Source organism: Bifidobacterium sp. B4142 (assembly GCF_026537325.1).
GTDB lineage: Bacteria > Actinomycetota > Actinomycetes > Actinomycetales > Bifidobacteriaceae > Bombiscardovia.
The window spans coordinates 119,373-142,668 of record NZ_JAFNMJ010000005.1; the positions used below are offsets into that span (position 1 = coordinate 119,373).

Annotated in this window: 16 protein-coding genes; 10 read left to right on the forward strand and 6 right to left on the reverse strand. The window is 58.7% G+C overall.

Annotated features, from left to right (window positions below; genetic code table 11):
• The first annotated feature begins 231 nt into the window (after positions 1–231).
• From J3U06_RS08035 to J3U06_RS08065, 7 genes are all read left to right on the forward strand, one after another.
• Positions 232–840 carry an MptD family putative ECF transporter S component gene (locus J3U06_RS08035; RefSeq protein WP_267444856.1) on the forward strand — a complete coding sequence of 203 codons (609 nt, stop codon included), beginning with the start codon at positions 232–234 and terminating at the stop codon, positions 838–840.
• Entirely contained in the window at positions 837–1,535 is a 699-nt protein-coding gene (locus J3U06_RS08040; RefSeq protein WP_267444857.1) for an energy-coupling factor transporter transmembrane component T, read from the forward strand. The genes J3U06_RS08035 and J3U06_RS08040 overlap by 4 nt, the downstream gene beginning before the upstream one ends.
• A complete protein-coding gene (locus J3U06_RS08045; protein WP_267444858.1) occupies positions 1,513–2,964 on the forward strand; it encodes an ABC transporter ATP-binding protein in 1,452 nt (483 codons plus the stop codon). Before J3U06_RS08040 ends, J3U06_RS08045 begins: the two co-directional genes overlap by 23 nt.
• 142 nt (positions 2,965–3,106) lie before the next feature.
• On the forward strand, positions 3,107–3,808 hold the full coding sequence (locus J3U06_RS08050; protein WP_220237321.1) for an ABC transporter ATP-binding protein: 702 nt from the start codon (positions 3,107–3,109) through the stop codon (positions 3,806–3,808).
• Positions 3,809–3,810: 2 nt separating this feature from the next.
• The gene (locus tag J3U06_RS08055) at positions 3,811–7,269 is read left to right on the forward strand and encodes an FtsX-like permease family protein (RefSeq protein ID WP_267444859.1); all 3,459 of its coding nucleotides are present in this window, start codon (positions 3,811–3,813) and stop codon (positions 7,267–7,269) included.
• Positions 7,270–7,372: 103 nt separating this feature from the next.
• Positions 7,373–10,198, forward strand: a complete 2,826-nt coding sequence (locus tag J3U06_RS08060; RefSeq protein ID WP_267444860.1) for an ABC transporter ATP-binding protein/permease — start codon at positions 7,373–7,375, stop codon at positions 10,196–10,198.
• A 111-nt stretch (positions 10,199–10,309) separates the two neighbouring features.
• Positions 10,310–11,152, forward strand: coding sequence for a formate/nitrite transporter family protein (locus J3U06_RS08065; protein ID WP_267444861.1), 843 nt, complete (start codon positions 10,310–10,312; stop codon positions 11,150–11,152).
• 118 nt (positions 11,153–11,270) lie between these two features.
• Here J3U06_RS08065 and J3U06_RS08070 read toward each other — a convergent pair whose 3' ends face one another.
• The 5 genes from J3U06_RS08070 to J3U06_RS08090 all read right to left on the reverse strand — a co-directional run bounded on the left by J3U06_RS08070 (position 11,271) and on the right by J3U06_RS08090 (position 18,250).
• Entirely contained in the window at positions 11,271–12,395 is a 1,125-nt protein-coding gene (locus J3U06_RS08070; RefSeq protein WP_220236589.1) for a LacI family DNA-binding transcriptional regulator, read from the reverse strand.
• A gap of 138 nt (positions 12,396–12,533) precedes the next feature.
• A complete protein-coding gene (locus J3U06_RS08075) occupies positions 12,534–13,418 on the reverse strand; it encodes a carbohydrate ABC transporter permease (RefSeq protein WP_267444862.1) in 885 nt (294 codons plus the stop codon).
• The gene (locus tag J3U06_RS08080) at positions 13,415–14,281 is read right to left on the reverse strand and encodes a carbohydrate ABC transporter permease (RefSeq protein WP_267444863.1); all 867 of its coding nucleotides are present in this window, start codon (positions 14,279–14,281) and stop codon (positions 13,415–13,417) included. Before J3U06_RS08080 ends, J3U06_RS08075 begins: the two co-directional genes overlap by 4 nt.
• Positions 14,282–14,470: 189 nt before the next feature.
• Positions 14,471–15,850: an ABC transporter substrate-binding protein gene (locus J3U06_RS08085; protein ID WP_267444864.1), complete on the reverse strand. Its 1,380-nt coding sequence runs from the start codon at positions 15,848–15,850 to the stop codon at positions 14,471–14,473.
• 93 nt (positions 15,851–15,943) lie between these two features.
• Positions 15,944–18,250 carry a glycoside hydrolase family 36 protein gene (locus tag J3U06_RS08090; protein ID WP_267444865.1) on the reverse strand — a complete coding sequence of 769 codons (2,307 nt, stop codon included), beginning with the start codon at positions 18,248–18,250 and terminating at the stop codon, positions 15,944–15,946.
• Positions 18,251–18,652: 402 nt separating this feature from the next.
• Here J3U06_RS08090 and J3U06_RS08095 point away from each other — a divergent pair, with 402 nt between their 5' ends.
• Positions 18,653–19,039: a nuclear transport factor 2 family protein gene (locus J3U06_RS08095; RefSeq protein ID WP_267444866.1), complete on the forward strand. Its 387-nt coding sequence runs from the start codon at positions 18,653–18,655 to the stop codon at positions 19,037–19,039.
• A gap of 117 nt (positions 19,040–19,156) precedes the next feature.
• Here the strand turns inward: J3U06_RS08095 and J3U06_RS08100 are convergent, their stop codons facing one another.
• A complete protein-coding gene (locus tag J3U06_RS08100; RefSeq protein WP_267444867.1) occupies positions 19,157–19,858 on the reverse strand; it encodes a TetR family transcriptional regulator in 702 nt (233 codons plus the stop codon).
• A 209-nt stretch (positions 19,859–20,067) separates the two neighbouring features.
• Between J3U06_RS08100 and J3U06_RS08105 the strand changes: the two genes are divergently transcribed.
• On the forward strand, positions 20,068–21,384 hold the full coding sequence (locus tag J3U06_RS08105) for an ABC transporter permease (protein WP_267444868.1): 1,317 nt from the start codon (positions 20,068–20,070) through the stop codon (positions 21,382–21,384).
• Positions 21,381–23,261, forward strand: coding sequence for an ATP-binding cassette domain-containing protein (locus J3U06_RS08110; protein WP_267444869.1), 1,881 nt, complete (start codon positions 21,381–21,383; stop codon positions 23,259–23,261). The genes J3U06_RS08105 and J3U06_RS08110 overlap by 4 nt, the downstream gene beginning before the upstream one ends.
• The last annotated feature ends 35 nt before the right edge of the window (positions 23,262–23,296 follow it).

The window sequence follows — 23,296 nt, forward strand, 5'->3', positions numbered from 1 at the left end:
TCTTGCTGCCTTTCTGATACACCCCTCTCAGTGGACCCTAGCAAAATCCCCGTGCACCAGGCAATACCCCCGGTATGAAGCCCTGGCAGGGGTCATGAAAAAATATCATTTACTTTCCGCCCCTGGCTCCCCTAGACTTGAATGCAGAACCTGACATCTGCTGATATGGCCTCACCTGGGCATGCCAACCCACGGACTGAGCGCCCGCCACCCGGATGGGAGCGATCCTTCATGAAAGCACTCAAGACGAAAGACCTGGTCAACGTCGGCATTTTCACAGCCCTCTACTTCGTCAGCATGGCGGTAGGCAACTTCATCACCGTCTTTCTGGCGGGCTTGGTCATGCCCGGCCTCTCCTCCCTCTTCATTCCCACTGTGGTGGGGCTGGTCTCTGGTCCGGTCTACATGCTGATGATCCGCCGGGTGCCCAGGTTCGGGGCCATCACTATCGTCGGCGTCATCATGGGCCTCTTTCTGCTGGTCTTCGGCCACTTCGCCCTCTCCTTCATCCCCTACGCCTTCTGCGGCCTGCTGGCCGATCTGGTTCAGTCCTCGCTCAGGGAGAGCCGTCCCAACCTGGCTCGCTGCCTGAGTTACGTCATCCTCACCTTCGGCTGCACCGGCCCCGTCCTGCCCCTCTGGTTCATGAAAGACGCCTACGTGGCCAGCCTGGTCCGCCGCGGCAAGAGCCAGGAGTACATCAACGGGGTCTTCGCACCCATCACCGGAGCCACCTTCCTGGTCTGCATACTGGCCACCCTGGTCGGCGCCCTGCTCGGGGCATGGATAGGCGCCAGGATCGTCGACAGGCATTTCAACCGGATACCTGCCAAGCAATGAGGCCTATCTCCATCTACACCAGATTCCTGCTGGTCATCTTCGCCAACGCCCTTATTTTCCTCACCCTGCCCACCCCGCTGGTCCTGGCCATCAACATCTACTTCTGCAGCTTCCAGGTCATCGTGGGCAGGGTGAGGAAGGGCCAGGCCTGGCTTCTGGTCTGCCTGGTCTTCGCCCTGGGCGCCTCCCTGGCCATGGTTTTTCCAGAGAATCTGCCGGGGCATTACCTGCTCTTCCTCTTCGTCGGCGTAGGCAGGGTTCTTCCCCTGGTGCTGGTGGCGGCCTTCATGATGGGTACCACCAAGGTCTCGGAGCTGGTCTACCTGATGCGCAAGATTCACGCCCCCCAGTGGCTGGTCATCCCCGTCAGCGTCCTATTCCGCTTCTTCCCGACCGTCAGGCACGACTATGCCCAGATCAGACGGGCCATGAAGTTCAGGGGGATCGCCGTCACCACCGGCGACATGGTCCGGCACCCGATGCGGACCATGGAGTACATCTACGTTCCCCTGCTCAACAACGCCACCAACGTGGCCTCCGACCTGACCTCAGCCGCCCTGACCAGGGGGATTGGCGACCCCGGTCCCAAGACCTCCATCCAACGGATTGTCTTCACCAGACTGGATGCGCTCATGTGCGCCCTGGGCCTGGTCCTTATGGGATGTGGAGCCTATGTTGCAATGTTCCAGGCTTAGCTTCACCTACGAGGACGCCAGCCAGCCATCCCTCAAGGAGGTCTCCTGCCGGATGGGACAGGGCCGGCTAACCGTGGTCACCGGGCCGAGCGGATGCGGCAAGACCACCCTGTCCAGGGTCATCAACGGCCTGATTCCCGAACTCTACGAGGGCAAGCTGGAGGGCGAGTGCCTGATCGGGGGCGAACCCACCACGGCCCGGCCCATCTACCGGCTTTCGGAGCAGGTGGGATCGGTCTTCCAGAATCCCAAGACCCAGTTCTTCACCACCGACGTCCGCAGCGAGTTGGCCTTTCCCCTGGAGAACACCGGGGTTCAGCCGGAGGCCATCCAGGAGCGTATAGACCAGGTGGCCGACCTCTTCGGCATCACCCAGCTCTTGGATCGGGACATCTTTTCCCTGTCCGGGGGCGAAAAGCAGATGATCGCCATCGCCTCCTCCTGCATGATGGACCCACAGATTCTGGTCCTGGACGAGCCCTCCGGCAATCTGGATGTTGAAGCGGTGGCCAGCCTGGCGCGGATCCTGGGCCGCTTGAAGGACCGGGGCCTGACCATGGTACTGATCGAGCATCGCCTCTACTACCTGGACGGGCTGGCCGACGACTTCCTGGTCATGAAAGACGGCAGGCTTACAGAGCACCTGACCCCAACCGCCATGAGGGGACTGGATGGCCCGAGTCGTCAGGCCAGGGGACTGCGGGCCCTGAACCTGGATGCGAACGAGGATGCGAGCGCCCCTGCCAGTGTCGCCACTGAGAAGACCCCCGACCTACTCCGGGTCAGGAATCTGACCTATGCCTACCACCACGACCAGGCTCCTGCCCTAAATGTGGACGACCTGACCCTGTCCAGCGAGGACGTCACCGGCATCATCGGCCGCAACGGAGCCGGCAAAAGCACCTTCGCCTCGGTCCTGACCGGTCTGCTCAAGCCTGGCGACAGGTCGGAGATCAGCCTGAACGGAACCAAGCAGACCGCCAGGGAGCGCGTCGAGGACTCCTACATGGTCTTCCAGGATGTCAACTACCAGCTCTTCAGCGAGACCGTCGAGGGCGAAATGCTCCTTGGGGCCAGACGAACCGATCTCTTCAGGGAAGTGGCACAAAAACTTGACCTGGAGCGGCTCCTGGGCCGGCACCCCAACACCCTTTCCGGCGGAGAGAAACAGCGAGTGGCCATCGCGGCCGCCATACTGTCGGGCAAACGCCTGGTGGTTCTGGACGAGCCAACCAGCGGCCTGGACCTGCTCCACATGAACCAGGTGACCGGGATGATCCGCTATATGCGCTCCCTGGGAGTCATGGTGATCGTCATCTCGCATGACCAGGAGTTCCTGGCACAGACCTGCCAACGGTTCATCACCTTCCGCCAGGGCAGACCGGTCAGGGACAGCCGCAAACTGGGCAACCTCCTGCAAGCCCTCTGAGCCCTTGCCGGGCCTGTGGACATGTTGCCGCCCGGCAGGCGGTTCTCCTGTGCCCCAGGCCCTACGAACGTATACAGTAGTGGGGAGCAGAGCATCGGGGGGCGTCCCTTGCGTCGGACGGCCAGGGTTACGAGAGGGCATGATGGGCTATATCGACGTCATTGGAGAAACGAAGCGGTATGCGACCGGCGAGACGACCATTGTGGCCAACAACGACGTCACCTTCTCCATCGAGAGAGGCGAGCTGGTGGTCATCCTCGGAGCCTCGGGGGCGGGCAAGTCGACTGTGCTCAACATCTTGGGCGGCATGGACACCTGCGACGAGGGCCAGGTGATCGTGGACGGGAAGGACATCGCCGGCTATGACGCCCGGCAGCTGACCACCTACCGCCGCTATGACGTGGGCTTCGTCTTCCAGTTCTACAATCTGGTGGCCAACCTGACCGCCAGGGAGAATGTGGAGCTGGCTTCGGAGATCGTAGACAACGCTGCCGACCCGGTCCAGACCCTGATCGACGTAGGCCTGGGCGACCGGATCGACAACTTCCCTGCCCAGCTTTCCGGCGGCGAGCAACAGCGGGTGGCCATTGCACGGGCCGTAGCCAAGAACCCCAAGATCCTGCTCTGTGACGAACCCACCGGAGCCCTGGACTATCGGACCGGCAAGCAGGTGCTGCGCATCCTCCAGGACCAGTGCCGCCAGAAGGGCGCCACCGTGGTCATCGTCACCCACAACGCGGCCATCGCCCCCATCGCCGATAGGGTCATCCGCATGCACGACGCACGGGTCCAGGCCGTGCAGACCAACGACAGCCCCGAAGACATCGAAAACGTGGAGTGGTGAGGATGCAGCCCGTCAGAAAGGTGCTCTGGCACGACATCCGGGTCTCCCTGCGCAAGTCCTTGGGACGGTTCATCTCCGTCGTCTGCCTGGTGGCGCTGGGCTCCTTCGCACTGGTCGGGCTGAGTGTGACCGGACCAGACATGCGGCAGGCCGGCAATGTCTACCTGTCCAGCCACCATCTGGCTGATCTGATGGTCATCAGCAGCTATGGCCTGGACCAGGAGGACCGGGATGCCATCGACACCGCCCCCGGCAGCTCGGGAATCGAATACGGGTATCTGAAAGATGTGGTGCTCAAGGGGACCGATAAGAGCCTGCGCATCTACTCCGCCCCCGACCGGATCTCCACCTATGAGCTGGTCGACGGATCCATGCCCAGCAGACCGGATCAGGTGGCGGTCGACACGGCCCTAGCCGTAAGCCACCCCATCGGCAGCAGCATCAAGGTGGACGAGAAAGCCGACCAGCTGGGCAGGAAGGTCTTGAGGCATCACAGGCTTCGTGTCGTAGGCACGGTCAGGTCGACCGAAATTCTGAGCAAGGTCAACATGGGACCCTCTACAGCCGGATCCGGTTCCTTGGACTCCTACGCTGTGACCACGCCCGGGGCCTTCGATTCGGCCGAGTATATGATCGCCCGCCTGACTTTCAAGGACCTGGACCGGATCAGGGACCACTATTCCGACCAATACACCCAGGCCCTGCAGACCCACAAGGACGACCTGAACAGGATTCTGTCAGGACGTCCCACCGCCAGGCTGAATGACATCAAGACCCCCCTGAAGAAGAAGCTGGACCAGGGGCAGGACCAGGTGAACCAGTTCAGAGATGAACTCGAGGGGAACCGGCAGCAACTGGACCAGGCCAAAAAAGATCTGGACCAAGGCGCCCAGAGCATCCAGGCTGCCAAGAACCAACTGGCCGCCAAGACGGTGCAGGCCCAGGCAGCTATCGACCAAGGACAGCAGGAGGTGGACCTGAGCTCGGCCGAACTGGCTCGGAAGCAGAGGCAGTACCAGTCCTCCGCCAGCCAGGTGGCCCAGGGCAGGCAACAGGCCGATCAAAGTCAGCAGGCCATCGACCAGGGACAGGCCAGGCTTGATGATTCCCGCCAGCAGCTGAAAGGCGGAAAAGCCCAGGCCGACCAGGCTGTAGCCCAGGCCCAGGAAGCGCAAAAGCAATGCAGACAGGGCATCGCACAGGTCACCGGCCTCATTCAGGCCATTGATGCTCAACTGGCCACACCCGGGCTGACCCCCCAGCAGCAGGACGAACTCAACCGCAGAAAGGCCGGGCTTCAGGCCCAGCTGGCCGAGCTCAACCGGCAGTCGCCGCAGATCGACGCCCTGGTGGCCAAGGCCAAAGCGGGCCACGATGCCTTCATGGCCAATCAGTACACACCCGGCATGGCACAGGTTGCAGCTGGCCAGCAGACCCTGGATGCGAAGCGGCAAGAGCTGACCCAAGCGAGGGCCAAGGTGAAGGAGGGCGAGCGCCAGCTGGCCCAGGGCAAGGCCCAACTTGATCAGGGTTCGGCACAACTGGCCCAGGGCAGGGCCAAACTAGCCCAGGCCCGGCAGCAGCTGGCCAGCAGCCATGCTTCAGCCCAAGGGCAGATCGACCAGGCCCAGGCCACCCTGGATCAGAAAAATGCGGAATACCAGACCAAACTGGACAAGTTCAACAGGGAGAGCCCTGACGCCCAGAAGAAGATCGACGACGCCCAGAAGAAGCTGAACAAGGCGGCCGACCAGCTGAGCCGGCTGGAGAAGCCGGTCTACGCCCTGGATTCGCGCCGTGAAGCGCCCGGCTCAGAGGGCTACAAGGTCTACGCCTCCGTCTCCTTCATCGTGGACTCGCTGGCCAAGGTCTTCCCCTACTTCATGTATCTGGTGGCCGCCCTGGTCACCTTCACCACCATGACGCGCTTCGTGGACGAGGAGCGGATCAATGCCGGAACACTGAAGGCCCTGGGCTACAGGGACCAGGATGTCATGGCCAAGTTCCTGGTCTACGGCGGAGCAGCCTCGGCCCTGGGCGCGCTTCTGGGCATCGTCGCCGGCCACACCCTCTTGCCCTGGATTGTCTACCAGGCTTACGCCCATGCCTTCGACATGCCGACTATCCACTATGGCTTCCACCTGCCCATCACCCTCCTGGCCTGCTTGCTGGCCTTCCTGAGCGCCGTGGTCCCGGCCTTCCTGAGCGCCTGGCGGGAGCTGCGCGAGAAGCCGTCGGCCCTCCTCCTGCCCAAGCCGCCCAGTGCCGGTTCGAAGATCTTCCTGGAACATATCCCGCTAATTTGGAACAGGCTCAACTTCACTCACAAAGTCACTGCCAGGAACATCTTCCGTTACAAGCAGCGGATGCTGATGACCATCTTCGGGGTCTGCGGGTCAGTGGCCCTGCTGATGGCCGGGTTCGGCGTGCAGGGATCCATCTCGGCCATCAACGAGCACCAATTCGGCCAAGTCATTCGCTACGACCTGATCGCTGCCGAGAACAGCCAGGCCACCACCGACCAGCGCCAATCCATCAAAAAACGGCTGGAAAAGCCCGATGTGAGCCGTTCCCTGAATGTGCGCTACGAGGAGATGAGCAAGACAGCCGGCCACAATGCCGACAAGCAGTCCATCACTATGATCGCGCCGGCCAGCTCCGAGCGCCTGGACGACTTCATCCGCTTGGACACCCGGTCCAGGCACAAGCCCCTGAGCCTCAAGGGCGACGGCGTGATCCTCTCCGAACGGATCGCCCAGCTGACAGGGACAAAGACCGGCGACAAGATCACCCTGCAGGATTCAGACGGCAAGGACAGAACCATGCGGGTGGACGGCATCTGCGAGATGTACTTAGGGCATTTCGTCTTCATGAGCCCATCGGCCTACAGGACCGTCTTCCACCAGGACTTCTCGCCCAACGCCCATCTGGTCACCTTCAAGGACTCCAGCGCAGATAACACCAGAAGACAGGCCGCATCCTTCATGCGGATAGACGGCATCCAAGGGGTGGTGCAGAACACGACTCTGATGAGCCAGATCGACACCGTAGTCAGGTCCCTGAACATAATCATGCAGGTGCTGATCATCGTAGCCACCCTGCTGGCCCTGGTCATCCTCTACAACCTGACCAACCTGAACGTGGAGGAACGGATCCGCGAGCTGAGCACCATCAAAGTGCTGGGCTTCTACGACCGCGAGGTGACCATGTACATCTACCGGGAGACCATCCTCCTGTCGGCCATCGGCGTCCTTGCCGGGTACGGGTTCGGGGCCTGGCTGCACCACTACATCATCACCACCGTGCCGCCGGACGACGTCCTCTTTGACCCCTCCATCAGCTGGGTGGCCTTCGTTGTGCCCCTGATCATGATCACGGTCATCACGGCCGGCCTGGGCTGGATGGTCAACAACAAGCTCAAGCATGTGGACATGCTGGAGGCTCTCAAGTCGGTGGACTAGGCCATATCGGCATTTACCCATTCTGATGGCGTAAGCTGGCACTCCAAGAGTCCATAAGCCCATGCCATTGAGCCATTGAGAATCCAGAAAGCGGAGGACTACGGTGCTGCAGATCGAACACATCTCCAAACAATACAAAACAGGGGACTTCGTCCAGCAGGCCTTGAATGATGTCAGCGTCAACCTGCGCGACAACGAGTTCGTGGCCATCCTGGGCCCCTCCGGTTCCGGCAAGACCACTCTGCTCAACATCATCGGCGGGCTGGACCGCTACGACCAGGGCGACCTGATCATCAACGGCACCTCCACTAAAAAGTACAAGGACCGGGACTGGGACTCCTACCGCAACCACACTGTGGGATTCGTCTTCCAGAGCTACAACCTGATCCCTCACCAGAGCATACTGTCCAACGTGGAGCTGGCCCTGACCATCTCCGGCGTGCACCGGCAGGAGCGGCGGGAGCGGGCCAGGCAGGCCCTGGAGCAGGTGGGGCTGGGCCAGCACGTGAACAAGCGACCCAACCAGCTCTCGGGCGGGCAGATGCAGCGGGTGGCCATCGCCAGGGCCCTGGTCAACAACCCCCGCATCCTCCTGGCCGACGAACCCACCGGAGCTCTGGACTCCGAGACTTCCATCCAGATTATGGACCTGCTCAAGGAGGTGGCCCAGGACCGGCTTGTGGTCATGGTCACCCACAACCCCGAGTTGGCCCACCAGTACGCCACCAGGATCGTGGAGCTGCACGACGGCTCTGTGATCAGCGACTCCGACCCCCTGCCCGACGACCAGGTGCCCATCCGCCGGGCCCGCCACCGCACCTTCGGCAAGGCCTCCATGGGACTGCTGACCTCCCTATCGTTGAGCTTCAACAATCTTCGAACCAAAAAGGCCCGGACTGCACTCACAGCCTTCGCTGGATCCATCGGCATCATCGGCATCGCCCTGATCTTGTCGGTGTCCACCGGAGTCAACCGCTACATCGACAGGGTGCAGCGGGAGACCATGACCTCCTACCCCATTACTATTCAGGAGCAGTCCTTCGACCTGAACAAGATAGCGGACTCTGCCCAGGAATCCCAGAAGGAGGCCGAAGCCCACAAGGATCTCAAGGCCATCCAGCCGGACGACTCCAGCATCAAGGGGGCCTCCAGCCTGACCAGCAGCATCACCCAAAACAATCTGACCAACTTCAAAAAATACTTGGATAATCCCAGGAGCGAAATCCACCAGTACGTGGGGTCCGTGGGCATCCAGTACTCCTATGCCACCAAGTTCTCGGTCTTCGAGCACGACCCGGACGGCAAGCTGGTCTCTGCGGACAAGGTGACCATGAATGGGCAGGATGCCGCCAGCTCTACCGCCAGCCAGATGGCCACGGCCAACACCGACAGCGACATGGGCGACATCCAGTCCAAACAGATGTCCTACCTGACCGGCAAGACCGAGAAGAACAAGGCCCCGGAGATCTTCGGTGAGATCATGCCAGGGGCCGATGCCAAGACCGCCATCAGCAAGGTGGTGACCGACAACTACCAGGTGGTGAACGGCACCTGGCCTAAGGCCAAGGACCAGGTGGTCCTGGTGCTGGACAAGAACAACCAAATGCCCGTCACCAGCCTCTACAAGCTGGGCGTCCTCCCCTCCAGCCAGTACACCGACATGATGAACAAGCTCAACAGTGGCCAGGAGGTCAAGGTCGACACCAAGCCCATCGAATACGCCAAGGCCATGGACCAGAAGCTCTCCCTGGTGCCCGCCGCGGACCAGTATGCCAAGGGGACCGACGGCCACTACCACTACATCGGCGACAGCACAGACCAGATGACCAAGGCCGCCGACCAGGGCCTGCAGCTGCGGATCGTCGGCATCGTCCGCCCCAACCAGGGGGCCAAGGCCACGCCCCTCAAAGTGGGCGTCGGGTATACCCGCCAGCTGACTGACTACCTGATCGACCAGGCCAAGACCAGCCCCATCGTCACCGACCAGGAGGCCGATCAGGGCCACAGCGTCCTCAATGGAATGGCCTTCGCCCCTGCCGACGATGCCGCCAAGGCCAACGATGCCAAGGCCTATATCGCATCTCTGGGCGTTAGCCAGAAAGCCAGCATGGCCCAGGAGATCATGAAAAGCCCAGCGGCCATGGCCGGCCAGGAGGCCCAGGGCCGGGCCGGAGCCGCTGCAAGAGCCCAAGGTTCTGCGGGCATCCCCACGGGGGCCTCTGCCGAACAGCAGACAGCCCAGGCCTTCGACCAGTACATCGCCACCGCCCCGCAGGATGCCCTGGTCGCCATATACAACCAGTACGTCTCCACTGGCACCTACGCCGACAACCTGAGCGACTTCGGCCTGATCTCCCGGGATGCCCCCTCCCGCATCAGCATCTACACAGACAGCTTCGAGAACAAGAATTCCGTGGGTGACTCCATCAAGCATTACAACGACAAGGCCGCGAAGAAGAACAGGATCGTCTATACCGACTACGTGGGCCTGATGATGAATTCGGTCACCACCATCATCAATGTCATCACTTACGTGCTGATAGCCTTCGTCGGGGTCTCGCTGGTGGTCTCCTCCATCATGATCGGCATCATCACCTACATATCGGTTCTGGAACGGACCAAGGAGATCGGCATCCTGCGCGCCATGGGCGCCTCCAAACGGAACGTCTCCAACGTCTTCAACGCCGAGACCGGCCTCATCGGACTTCTGGCGGGCCTGCTGGGAGTGGGCATCACCCTGCTGCTGATCATTCCGGCCAACAGCATCATGCACCACTTCATGGGGACCACCGAGGTCAACGCCGCCCTGCCTGCCTCAGGCGGTATAGCTTTGGTCATTCTGAGTGTGGTTCTGACCCTGATCGGCGGCCTGATCCCCTCACGAAAGGCAGCCAAGCAGGATCCTGCCACCGCCCTGCGCACCGAGTGAGGCTGAGTGACACTGGCAAAGAAGTGAATTCCCGCACAGTCTGGCCTTAAGGGCGGTCCCTCTTTACTTGGGGATGCCATAATGAACCCCGTGAATGAGCAGCCCAATCAGATGACAGACCAGCAGAACAGGCAGCCCCTCTTCCCCGGGCGGGCCTTCATCAGCACCGTCCTGGACGTGGTTGAGAGCAAGAAGACCATGAGCGGCGCCCTGACCGGCAAGTACATGCAGCGAGCCACCATGGCCGGCCTCTTCGTGGGTATCTTCTTCACGGCCTTCTTCGTTATCATGGGTCAGGCCGGGCAAAACCCCGCCGACCACGGCTTGATCCTGGCAGGCCGTGTTCTGGCGGCGACCACCTTCGGCTGGGCCCTGGTCCTGATCTACTACACCAACTCCGAACTGCTGACCTCCAACATGATGGTGGTCACCATAGGCGCTTATCACAAGCGCCTGGGCTGGCTGGCCTCCCTGCGGATCCTGGTCCTCTGCCTTCTGGGCAACCTGGCAGGAGCCCTGGTCGTGGCCGTGATCCTCCGTTTGTCATCTATCGTTAGCGGGCCGACCCTGGACCAGATGCTGACAGCCGCGGCGACCAAGACCGGCTACATCTCCGGCGGCCCTATGGGGTTCGCCGACCTGTTCGTACGTGGCATCCTGTGCAACTTCTGCATCAACATCGCTATGCTCATGGTCTACAACGGCAAGCTTTCCAACGACTTCACCAAGTGCATCATCATGGTCGTGGCCGTCTTCGTCTTCGCCTTCTGCGGGTTCGAGCACTCGATAGCGGATTCGGCCCTCTTCCTTATCCTGGGCGTCTTCGGGCAGGTCAATGCCTGGAAGGCGATCCTGGTGGTCCTGGTGGCCATGCTGGGCAACTACGTAGGCGGCGGCATCCTGATCGGCCTGAACTTCGCCACCATGAACGATGAGCGCCGGTTCAAGGCCTGACCGCAGCTGCCACATACAGCGGCTGAAACAGCGTTGCCTAGGAAAAACCACAGCCTGGGACACTGTCTGCTTCAAGTGCAGCCTTGGTTGGATAGTCAATTGCTGCTACAGCCGATCTTCATCGGCCACGTCCAGACTGTGGCGGAGCCGTGGACTCCCGAATGATCAGTCGCGACGAGACCTGCTCGTCCCCCATCGCGCGGCTTTGTTGCAACTGATCAAGATCCGGCTCCTCTTCCTCACTTGCCTTATGAGTCCCGTCGTCTACCTTGCCACTCTTGCTTCCATTGGCCTCCGGCCGGTCATCACTGTCAGGCCAATGAGCCAAGCGTTCAACAGCCTTGGCCCCTATTCCTTGAAAGTTCTGCCGCCAGGTCGTAATGCTTGGGACGGTCACTTCACCGATAGGGTTGCCATCGAAGCCGGCAACGCTGACATCTTCCGGAACCTTCTTGCCCTCGAGAAGAATGCCTCGTATGACACCTGCGGCCACCTCATCGTTGCCAGCGAAAATGGCTGTGACCTCCGGGAAAGAGCACAGGTAGCGTCCAATCTGCTCTGCCTTTCGGAAATCCCAGGTGCAGGACAAGGGTTCCTCGATAGGAGCCCCCACTTCCTCCAAAGCACGCCGCCAACCCAGGGATCGCGTATATTTATTGCCGTTTTCGGGAATGGATACATGGAAAACGGTTTTATGCCCCAGTCTCAGCAGGTACTTGGTGATCTGGTATCCGCCTTCATAGGCACCTATCAGCAGGCTCCCCGAAGCCAGATCAGCTTCATCCACGATTACAGTGGGAAGCGATTGCGCAATGTATCCAGCGAAAGAGTGCAGGAGGCTGGAACGCTCCACGTCCAGGATGATGCATCCGACCGGCCTGTTCTGGATGAGCTGGTCTACAGTCTCCTTTACCATCTCATGACCATTGCCGACCAGGGTCACTGTGACCAGATAATGCCGTCGGCGTGCAGCCAGTTCAATCCCTTGCACCAACTGCATGGATCCGTATAGGGATATATCCGTGGCGATAACCGCGATGGACTGAAATTCATTAGACACTAAGGCTCTGGCAATGGTATTGGGTCGGTAATTCAAGTCCTTGACAGCTTCAGCTATGACCTTACGCTTGCCGTCGCTCAGGTTGCGGCCACCATTGAGATAACGGGAAACCGTGGAAACGGAAACACCGGCCTTTCTTGCCACATCCTTGATGGATGGAGCCCGTCTTTTCCCCGCAACCATCTGCAACCATCCTCTCGAACACGCAGACGCCCGGCAAGCCTATTGCAGGCTGCCAGGCGGCCGACGCAAACATCAATCACCCTATCTGATTGTGTCACAACGGACAGGTTCGTGGTCCTTCGTACACCGTGCTACCTCTCACTTCACCGCCCCTCCGGTTATCCCTGAGATGATCTTCTTCTGCGCCACAGCGAAGATGATCAACAGCGGCAGGCTCATCAGAATGATATAGGCAAAGATGTAATGCCAATTATTCAGATAGAGTCCGGCATTGGCCACGTTGTAGAGGTTCAGCGGCAGGGTGTCCATCTTGCCCGAGAGGATAAAGAGCGCATAGAAGACATCATTCCAAATATACAGAATGAGCAGGATGGTCGCGGAAGCCATTGTGGGCCCAAGGAGGGGCAAAACAATGATAAAGAAGACCCTCATAGGCTTGGCTCCGTCGATTCGAGCAGCTTCCTCTAAGGAGATCGGGATGGTGCGAATGAACCCGGTGACGAAGAAGATGACCGTCGAAAGGTAGATCCCCACATAGACGCAGATCATGCCGATGGCGGTTCCCGCCAGACCGATCATCTTCAAAAGCAGCATGACCGTAACCACGGCCGGCGGCAGAATCAGTCCAGATATGCATAGGGCATATACCAGAGCCATGGCCTTGGTAGCTCGTCGAGCCAAAATCCATGAAGCCATGGAACCAAAGATCAAGGCCACCACGACAGAAGGAAGCGTTACCACAAGAGAACCGAAGAATGCCGGAATCATCTTGCCTTGGGAGAGGACGATGCCGAAGTTTTCAAAGAGATGCCACTTAGTTGGCAACGCCAAGGACAGTCTTAGGGCCTCAGCCTGATCCTTGCCCGCTGTAACAACCAGCAGATAGAAAGGCACCCCTAGGCAGGCTACAACCAGAAAGACCAGGAGGACGGTGTGAAGCACCCTTTTGCCCAGAGCTCCCTTGTGTCCCGCAACACGCACGCCAGAATTAGTGGCGGCAGGTTCAAAACTCGCATTGCTCATAGTATCTTGGCCTCTCTTCTGCGAAGGTACCAAATCAGAGGAATGGCAATAATCATCACCACAATAAAGAGCAGGAGGCTCATCATCGTCGACTGTGAATACAGACCCTGGCCGAAGGTTCTCCAGACGAAGAGGTTGAGGATCTCAGTGGAGCCGCCAGGGCCACCTGCTGTTGTAGCCTGCACGGTATCGAACCCATTCATTGAGCCAAGGAGGGAGGTAGCCACATTGAAGGTCACAGCCGGGGCCAGGAGCGGGAATTTGATCTTCCAGAAAATCTGCCAGGAATTGGCTCCATCGATTTCGGCTGCCTCAAGGACATCCTCATCAATGGTTTTGAGCCCGGACAGGTAAATGAGCATGGCCAGACCAGCCCATTTCCAACCCTGGATTGCGGAAACTATGACGATCGACCAGGTGGTGCTTCCCAACCAGGCCGTGCTAATGGTCCTTCCCGCAAAGAAACTCAGTATCTGGTCCAAGGCGCCATTGGCCTGAAGGACGGCCTGCCAAACATATCCCACGGCGAGGGCCGACATGAGCACAGGTATGAAGAAGAGTACGCGGGCGATGCGGTTTTCAGTCGTGTCCTTTTCAAGAAAAACAGCCAGAATCAGCCCAAAAGTATTCTGAAAAAGGGCGACGAAGAATGCGAAGACTAGTGTGGTCCTCAAATCCCGGAGCAGTATCCCGTTTTTGAAGAGGCTCATGAAGTTGTCGAAACCGTTGAAGGAGATGGTCGTCTTGAAGGCAGACCAATCAGTAAAGGCATAGATGAAGTTCAGAACCGTGGGGACGAAGAAGAAAACAAGTAGGATAGCCCCCGCTGGGACCAGGAACCGAAGCGGGTAATTCTTTTTCATAACCGCTGTTTCACTATTGGAACCAATAGATCGGTTCCCACCCAAGCGTTTCCGGCCTTTTTCAGCAGGACCCGCAGCGAATGCATCAGACATAAAAGGTCCTTTCTTCCGATGTGATTGTCCAATTCATGCGTATGAATCCAGGAAAAACGGCCGGAGGAATTACCTATCCCCCGACCGCTGCTTTCCTTAGAAGCCCTTCACCCCCTGGGCCTTGGCTACCTGTGCGAACTGATCCTGCGTGGTCTGGGCGACCTGTTCCGGCGTCATGGTCCCATTAACCATGCTGGCCAGGTTGACATAAAGATCAGGGTTAGCCAGGGCTTGGAGCTGCATGGATCCGACGCTGTGCTGAATGGACTGTGCCGCATCCAGGCTGGCCTGGGGCACAGTGTTCGGCGAATCGACGTTCTTCAGAACCGAAATGATGTTCTGCTGCTTGATGAAAGCCTTGTAGCCATCGGTCATCCAGAAATTGAGGAACTGTCTGGATGCTGCCTCGCGCTTGCTGTCCCCGCTCTTGAAGGCCACGACCCCATTGGAACCATCAGGAATGATGGTGGTATAGTTGCCGTCCTTCGACACTGGGAAGTACCCGATCTTCTTGTCCAGAGCGCTCTTATCGTTGCCGGCCAAGGCGGAGATGGCCAGGAATTGACTGGCATTGCCGAAGATCATCCCCGTCTTCCCGTCCCACAGGGCCTTTTCCTGGGCGGTGTCCTTAGCCGAGCCAGCATCGGCATTGTAGAGCCCCTTCTTGAAGAGGTCCTGATAATTGGTGATGGCTGCCATGATGTCCTTGCCGGTGAATTTATCCTTGCCCTGGTTCACGCGGTCCCAAAGACCCCCTTGTGCCGCTTCGGCCAATTGGACCTGGACAGCCCACTGCGTGCCCCATTGGGAACCACCCATTTCAAAGAGGGGCGAATCCACGCCAGGGATATTGGCATCTTTGATTTTCTGAGCAGCCGCCACGAACTCGTTCCAGTTCTTGGGTACCGCCTCAAGGCCAGCGGCCTTGAAGACATCCTTGTTGTAATAGACGCCCATAGTCGAAGGCGCGCTCACCATAATCGCATATCTGCTGTTTTTGTAGAGCCCTGCCTCGTCATCTATACCCTTTTTGTAGTTCTTCTCAAAGGGGGCATTGTCAAGCTTCTGCAGTTTGCCTTGAGCAACCAAACCGGTCATCATGGACCTGGTCGGTTGCCAAAAAGCCAGGTCGGGAGTATCACCGGTCGTGATTTTAGTCTGTGCATTGTTTTCATAGACTTCCGGAATGGTAACCAGATCAACCTTGGCACCCGTAGCTTTTTGGAAATCCTTGATGACTTGAACCGGAATCTTGTTGGCCTGAGGCGAGCTCCAGAACTTCAAAGTCACGCTGTCCAACTTGGCACTCGCCTCGGGCCAGTAGCCAGATGCCTTGGTGTCAGTGTCATCGCTGCTGGCAGCAGGGTTGCCGCATCCAGCTAAAGTGCCCAAGCACAAACCCGCAGCAATCACCAGACCGGCCACGGCTCGAACGCTCTTTCGTGAAGAATCGATCTTCCATTGGATCAACTTCATTGTTTATCCCTTTCCGCCTCCGCCACCCGCTAATGGCGGGATGGCAGGGACATTCTCACTACATCACTCACGTCTTTTCAGACTGAAGGCCAATCACTCACTGATTAAGAGGGTTCTGGCCGTGTACCCTTCTTCGGGCATATGAACTTCTAGACTCCCCCTTTCTCTATGCCAGACATAACGCCAAGAATCCGACTCACCATTACGGTCGGCAAAACGCGGATAGAGAACCTGCATCCTGCAATCCTTGTTTGTGAACATAGGCAGGGGCAGATCGAGATGACCATCCGACGTGCACCTGGCCCAAACAGTGATCAGAACACCATCTCTGATCCCATCTGCTCCGTAATCGCGTGCATTTCTGATGCCGAGTGCGAGCTTGTCGTCATACCAGCCAGGCAGCCCCAATGGCCAGAAAGGCACACCCGTAGATACCCGGTCGCCGATTACGCGACGATAGACATCAATCGCATCCTGGACCATATTCAATTGATGCTCCGAGAACCGATTCAGGTACCCCGACAGGAAGAAGTGCCCCAGGAGGGTGTTGGTCAGAGCAAAGCGAAAGCTCTCGTCATCCATATCGGCAGCCGGATACGCCCAATTGCCAGCCTGCTCGGGAAGCATAGCCATAGGCGCTGTAGCACTTATGCTCGCATACCGGCCGAAATCCTGCTGATCCGATGTAGAGAGAAGGTGGAATATAGAAGACTGGGCGAAATCCGTCCGCATGCCTCCAGAGGAGCAGTTTTCGAGGATCAAGTTAGGATGACGACGATACAGCCCCTTTATCCATTCCTGATAGGCCCGGTTGTGACCTAGAAGACCATCACCAGGGCTATCCGAGCGATATGTGGTGCCTGGGCCAGGCATGACATTGTAGTCGAACTTAAAATAGCCGACCCCGAAATCTCCGACAAGCCTGTCGATCACTTCATTCATGTGCCCTATGGTCTGGGGGTTTCTGAAATCGAGCAGATACCTATTCTGTTCCACTACACGATGCCCTGCGTGCTGGAAAAACGCGGAATCCGGCAGCTTCTTGGCCAAGGGACTTTTGATTCCCACAACCTCTGGTTCAAGCCACAAACCTGGTATCATGTGCTCACGCTTAATAGCATCCATGACCTCACCAAGGCCTCCGGGAAATCGGGTCGTAGACGGCTCCCATTCACCGACTGACGGCCACCAATCGCCGGTGTCGTCGTACCAGCCGGCATCGATGCAGAATACTTCAGCACCAATGCTGCCGGCTGCCTTGATCAAAGGCAGCAAGCGGTCTGTGCTTGGATCACCGTTGAGAGTGTTCATATAATCGTTGAAGACGATCTTCGGAGTCTTCAACTTATCCGTCGCAAGATGCCAGCGTCGCCTATAGTTTGTAACAGACTCAACGGCCTGATCAAAGTTGACGGCAGGAGTCACCGAAACAGGTACTGCTGTAAATTGCTGGTCCTTGTGAAGCACCACGGACCAATCATGATTTTTGTAAGTCGGCCCGCTGAGCGCAAAGTATCCCTCGCTTTTTTCGCTTTCGCCCACCTCCCAGCGCCATGGTCCGTTGTGCTCGATCTGAAAGAGCCAGGTGATGTCCTGCTTCGACGAAGTCAGAACACCCATCGGCAGAACTTGCCCTGTGGAAAAAGTCCCCTCCGATACACAGGAGTAGGCACTTTGAGGCGTCCGGCCCACCATGTCATTATTAAGAAGAGGACATATTTCACGGAGTGGCTTCCATGACCAACGTCCCTCACCAAGCCAGTCATTCCGACACTCAGCCAGCTGCCAACCCACCAGCCTGTCCCTAGACTCGTCAAAACCATTCGTTTGTCCGAAGAGCTGGCAATAGGTGGGGAGAGATTCAAGGACCAGGTCGTCTTCCAAGGTGTTTTTAATGCTTGTCGTGACCTTGAACATCAGGTCACCGTCAGCTACCTGGAACAATTGGCTACATTCAATCCCATGTTCCTGGCTTTCCTGGCGTATTTCCAGGTTGCTGACTCCATTCGTATACCAGGTTTTCCAAGAAGCGAATCGCAGAGCATGGCCAAGGGATGTCTCAATAAGCCTACGTCCACAAATTGTATGACCGGTACCGCGACCAGAGGCTTCTATCTGTACCATCGGCAGACGACCAGGAAAAGTGATGCGTTGTGTCTTCGGCCCGGAGGTATCGGCAGGCACGCGGCTGGACGATGACCCGACTGATTGTGGCAGGGATGAATACGTCTCATGGTACGGGCTAAAAGTCATGGAAACTAGAGCAACAGGTTGGTCATTTCCGACTTCGAACTCCAGTTGTATACAATTGTTCCCCCACTGTAAGGGTGAAGTTATAGTTGAATCCCCTTTTGGTATCGTTACCAATTTGAAGACTTTAGAACTATCCCCGCTCTGCATGGAATCTCCTTACAGCTACATTGCTTTATGAACTAGCTTCTCCCAGTATAACTGGTATCGTTCCCAGCGCAAGTTGCAATTGAGATTAGTATCTGGCTTTCCCGTGGTCCAATCATCCACTAGACGAACCGGTCTTTTCTCCAGGCTTTACAAGCATTGGGAGAATGAAGGCTTGGAGATTCTCACACCAATTCTGCGGGAATCACAATAACGCCAGCTAGATACCTTGACGGCGAACATCATGATTGGCCGCACCCGGTGATGCAGCCTGATCAGCGCAACTTGGCTTTCTTCCCAGCAGACACCGGACCCCATAGAACCGGACGCACTTACGAAACAGATCGAATAATACCTATCATGAAGAAACTCGAAAGCCTATGTACAGGCAGAAAGCGGAGGTTCATGATGACCGAAAGCGAGACAGCAGCCGACAAATCCCTGGTGCAGGAATTTTACGACCAGGTCTTCAGCCGGGGAGATGCCAGCAACATTGACAGGTTCATGCGGGACGACTATATCCAGCACAACCCCACCTGCGCCGACGGGAAGGCAGACTTCCTGGAATTCATCAAGGGCTTCCTGTCCTTGGGCCCGCAAATCGAGATCATCAGGCTGAACGGCGAGGACGACATGGTGTACGTCTTCTTCAAGTGCACGCTGAAGAACGGCCATGTCAACAAGGTCTGCGACATCTACCGGCTGCAGGACGGCCAGCTGGCTGATCACTGGGACGTCATCGAGCACAATGTAGAAGGCATACAATCCCGGAACGGAAACGGCCTGTTCTGACAGATACGTTGATCGGCCTGCATCCTCCCGGCAATCAGGCGCCTTCAACCGAAGATGTCCCGGAGGTTCCGCTGCCATCTGGCCGCGAGACCTGCGGACCTGTTCCTTGGCGCGAACTCACCAGCACAGGTCGGCGTAGAGATATCGATCCAGCGTGGGACCGATGATACGAGCCAGCGCACCAGGCGACATCGAAGCCAGGGGCTCCACCCGGAAAACATCGCGGGCCATTATCAAACCAAGCATCTGCGACCCCACCAGCACCATGCGTTTTTCGATCCTGTCGGTTTTGATGGCTTTGAGCCGGTCACTGGTCAGCTCCCCTCGTACCAAGGCGACCATCAGGTCTCGGGCGTGGTCGTCCCGGCCCGCATTGCGCACGAGCGAAAGGTAGGCCTCGCCAGGTTCGGTCGTTTCCATGAACTTCAGAAAGGCCCTTATCAAGGTAACGCCCAAGGAGCCATCTACGCAGGACGCACGCTTGGCGTCCTGCTGAATGAACAGGTCGAGGAGATGGCTATCCCCGATGATCTGCTGTGCCGCCTTGGTGAAGAGCTCGTCCTTACCGCCGAAATAGTAGTGGATGAGCTTGGGGTCGCAACCTGCACGGCGGGCAATGGCCCGCAGGGTTACCTTGTCGAAGCCCTGACGCGAAAACTCATATCTCGCCGCCGAGAGGATATCATCATAGGTTGTTGACGCCCTCTTTCCTCCGGGTCGGCCACGTCGGTGACGCAGAGATGTTGCGGAAACCTCAACCTCATGAGATTCCGAAGCTTCTTTCCGGCTGATTCCCTCACGAGCTGATTTCTCTGCCATTCCGATCGCTTCTCCTTATTGGGTATCACCGCACCCGGTCAGTCTATCAAGAGAAAACAATATTCACCGTTTGATGAATATAGTGCTATGATTTTATTCGCCAACCAAGGAATTAATGGCTTCGTCATGATTCCCTGTGCAACGGTCAGACCGGGGTCGGCTTCCCGGCGTATGGCCGCTCGCTTGATTCACCAATAAGGAGGTGCACCGTGAAGGCGCTGATCATCAAGGAATTCAGAGAGCTGATGCGCGACAAGCGCACGGTTGCCATGCTGATAGCCATGCCCATCCTGCTCCTGTTCATCTTCGGATACGCCGCCAATTTCTCAGTCGACAGGATCTCCGTTGCCGTCATCGGCGACGGGGCCCAATCCGTGTCCGAGAAGGTCAAGGGTTTTGACGCCGCCAAGGACGGCATGGATATCGTCACCGTGGATCCGACGCAGCACGGCGAAAAGGATGCCACAAGCCTGCTCAGAGACAGGAAGGTCGATGCCGTCATCGTCGTCAGGGAGGACCAGCAGGACCAGGGCAAGGATCTGCTTTCCAACCGGACCAAGGTGTATCTTGATGGTTCCGGCCTCTTCGCTGCACAGTCCGCCAAACGAACTGTCCTCCAGCTGAACGCCGAGGAGGCCAAGGACCAGATAGCCGCCACCAGATCGCAGGCCATGGAATCCCGCAAGGCTGCGGCCCAGCAGGAGAAGCAGGGCCTGCAGGACTATCTGAGACAGATGCAGAATTACCAGAGCCAGGCACAGGCCGCTGCGACTCAGGGCCAACCCGCCCCGCCCATGCCTGCCTCACCGCAGTTGGATCCGGTTCAGGTACCGGAAGCCGACCTGCCCGACCCGGCAAGTGCAACCGAGACGGGAGAGGACAACGTGACCGTCCTCTTCAACCCGGACCTGAAGACCTCCTTCGTTATGATTCCCGGACTGATTGGCCTGATCATGACCCTGATCGGCACCATGATCACCAGCATCGGCCTGGTCCGCGAGCGCGAGCAGGGCACCTTGGAACAGCTGGCGGTCATGCCTCTGAAGCCCGGAGCGGTCATCATCGGCAAGATCGCCCCCTACCTGCTTCTGGCCCTGATCGACATGGCCATCATCACGCTGATTGGCATGGCCGTTTTCGACCTGCCCTTCCGAGGTGATATCTGGGTCTTCCTGCTAGGGACCTTACTCTTCCTTTTTGTGGTCCTGGGACTGGGCATCTTCATCTCAACCGTGTCACAGAACTCAGGTCAGGCCGTACAGATGGCCATGATGCTGGTCATGCCGCAGATGCTGCTGAGTGGCATCATCTTCCCCCTGGAGTCCATGGCCGCCTCGGTGCGCTGGATCGGCTACCTCCTGCCACTCACCTGGTTCAACGAACTGGCCCAGGGCACCATGCTGCGCGGTGCCTCCTGGGGATCCCTCTGGCTTCCACTGGTCATCCTGGCCGGTGAGGCCGCCGTCATCTTCTCAGCCGCCACTCTGCGGCTGCGCAATGTACTGACCCATGGGGGTGCACGATGAACCGTGAGCCTGTAACCCTTGACAAGGCCAGGGTCTCCTACGGGGTCATCCATGCCCTCCAGGGATTCTCCGGGAGCTTCCTCCCCGGCCAGGTAACGGCATTGACCGGTGGGGACGGGGCAGGCAAATCCACCCTGCTCAAGCTGCTGGCCGGACGGGCCCCTTTGCAATCAGGAAGCGTCCACGGCCTGCCCGACAAGAAGGACATAGGGTATCAGCCTGCGGATTCGGGCGTCTGGCGCGACATGTCGGTCATCGAGAACATGCGTTTCATCGCCTCGGCCTATCGGATGGATTCCAGCCTGGCTCGGAACAGGATAGAAGGCCTCCTGGCCGACGCCGGCCTCACCTATGCCCGAGATACGACGGGACGGAACCTGTCCGGAGGAATGCGTCAGAAGCTCGGCTTCATCATGGCCGCCCTGCATGAGCCCGACCTCCTGCTCCTGGATGAGCCGACGACCGGGGTCGACCCCGCCAGCCGCGAAGGAATCTGGACCCTGATCTCGGCCCAGGCGGCGGATGGAAAGACGGTGGTCTTCGCCACCACCTATCTGGACGAGGCCGAACGGTGCGCCAGCCTTTATCTGATGAACGACGGCAAGGTTCTTGCCCAAGGCAGGGCCGAGGACATCTGCGCCAAGGCCCCCGGCAGACTCTGGCAGGCCCCGGCTTCGGTCGGAAAGCAAATGACCCGGGATTCGTTCTTCGGATCCAGTCTCCAGGACAGGCCCGCCCCCTCGGCCTTCCACAACTGGCGCAGGGCCGATACGGCTCTGGCCTGGACCGCAGCAGGTGATGAGAGGACCCCGGAAGGGTTCACTAGAACCGGTTTCGACTTGGAAAACGCCAGCATCGCCTATCTGCTCCAGGATGACCAGGGCGGACTGCCGATCAGACCCCGGGCCGCGGCACCGAATGTGGACACCCCCAATCACCGCCAGCCAGGCGGGGAACCCGGCGAACCTGGTGGAGAAGGTCCAGGAAACACCGCGGATCGGGTACTGATCCAGGCCACGGACGTGGTCAAGCAGTTCGGATCCTTCACAGCCCTGAACGATGTCTCCCTCCAAGTCAAGCCCGGTCAGATCATCGGTCTGATCGGTGGGAATGGTGCGGGCAAAACCACGCTCATGCGCATTCTCCTGGGGCTGGAACAGGCCAACCAGGGATCCGCCCTCCTGCTCGGCGGGCCCCCTTCCTTGGAATCACGCAGACGAATCGGCTACGTTCCCCAAGGCATGGGGCTCTACCCCACCCTCACGGCATGGCAGAACGCACAGTTCACAGCTGACGTTTACAGCACAAGCCCACAGGGATGGACCGCCAAGTACGCCCGCTCCCTGGGCCGGACGCCGGTGGGCAATCTACCCCTGGGTGCCCAACGGCTGCTTGCCTACACCCTGGCCGCCGGCCATGACACGGACCTGCTCATCCTGGACGAGCCAACCTCAGGGATGGATCCCGTCTCCCGCATGAGGCTCTGGCGTGAACTCCACCGGAAGGCCGATCAGGGCGTAGGTGTCCTGGTCACCACCCATTACATGGCCGAAGCCAGCCAATGCGACCAATGCGTGGTCTTGGCACATGGCCAGGTCCAGGCGAGGGGCGACGTGGAGCAGATTGTCGGCAGCCACCACTCCCTGGTCATCAAGACGGAGGAATGGGAGCAGGCGCTGAAGCTTCTGACAGCAGCAGGCCTGCCTGTCTCCATGGACGGACGCACTGTCCGCGCCATCGACGCTGACGAAAACAGAGTGAAGGAGGTCCTGAAACCTCTCGGGACCGCCTATGAACTGACCAGGTCGCCGGCCCGGCTGGATGAGATCCTCACACTCACCTCCCAGCCGGCACAGGACCAGTCCCTCAGGGGATGATCCGATCCTGTGCCATACAGAGGCACTGGCTTCCG

Coding starts and splice junctions, on each gene's coding strand:
- J3U06_RS08065 (WP_267444861.1), top strand. CDS start 10,310: ATGACAGACCAGCAGAACAGGCAGCCCCTCTTCCCCGGGCGGGCCTTC.
- J3U06_RS08090 (WP_267444865.1), bottom strand. CDS start 18,250: ATGCAGAGCGGGGATAGTTCTAAAGTCTTCAAATTGGTAACGATACCA.
- J3U06_RS08095 (WP_267444866.1), top strand. CDS start 18,653: ATGATGACCGAAAGCGAGACAGCAGCCGACAAATCCCTGGTGCAGGAA.
- J3U06_RS08075 (WP_267444862.1), bottom strand. CDS start 13,418: ATGAGCAATGCGAGTTTTGAACCTGCCGCCACTAATTCTGGCGTGCGT.
- J3U06_RS08055 (WP_267444859.1), top strand. CDS start 3,811: ATGCAGCCCGTCAGAAAGGTGCTCTGGCACGACATCCGGGTCTCCCTG.
- J3U06_RS08110 (WP_267444869.1), top strand. CDS start 21,381: ATGAACCGTGAGCCTGTAACCCTTGACAAGGCCAGGGTCTCCTACGGG.
- J3U06_RS08045 (WP_267444858.1), top strand. CDS start 1,513: ATGTTGCAATGTTCCAGGCTTAGCTTCACCTACGAGGACGCCAGCCAG.
- J3U06_RS08050 (WP_220237321.1), top strand. CDS start 3,107: ATGGGCTATATCGACGTCATTGGAGAAACGAAGCGGTATGCGACCGGC.
- J3U06_RS08035 (WP_267444856.1), top strand. CDS start 232: ATGAAAGCACTCAAGACGAAAGACCTGGTCAACGTCGGCATTTTCACA.
- J3U06_RS08070 (WP_220236589.1), bottom strand. CDS start 12,395: ATGGTTGCGGGGAAAAGACGGGCTCCATCCATCAAGGATGTGGCAAGA.
- J3U06_RS08100 (WP_267444867.1), bottom strand. CDS start 19,858: ATGGCAGAGAAATCAGCTCGTGAGGGAATCAGCCGGAAAGAAGCTTCG.
- J3U06_RS08085 (WP_267444864.1), bottom strand. CDS start 15,850: ATGAAGTTGATCCAATGGAAGATCGATTCTTCACGAAAGAGCGTTCGA.
- J3U06_RS08040 (WP_267444857.1), top strand. CDS start 837: ATGAGGCCTATCTCCATCTACACCAGATTCCTGCTGGTCATCTTCGCC.
- J3U06_RS08080 (WP_267444863.1), bottom strand. CDS start 14,281: ATGAAAAAGAATTACCCGCTTCGGTTCCTGGTCCCAGCGGGGGCTATC.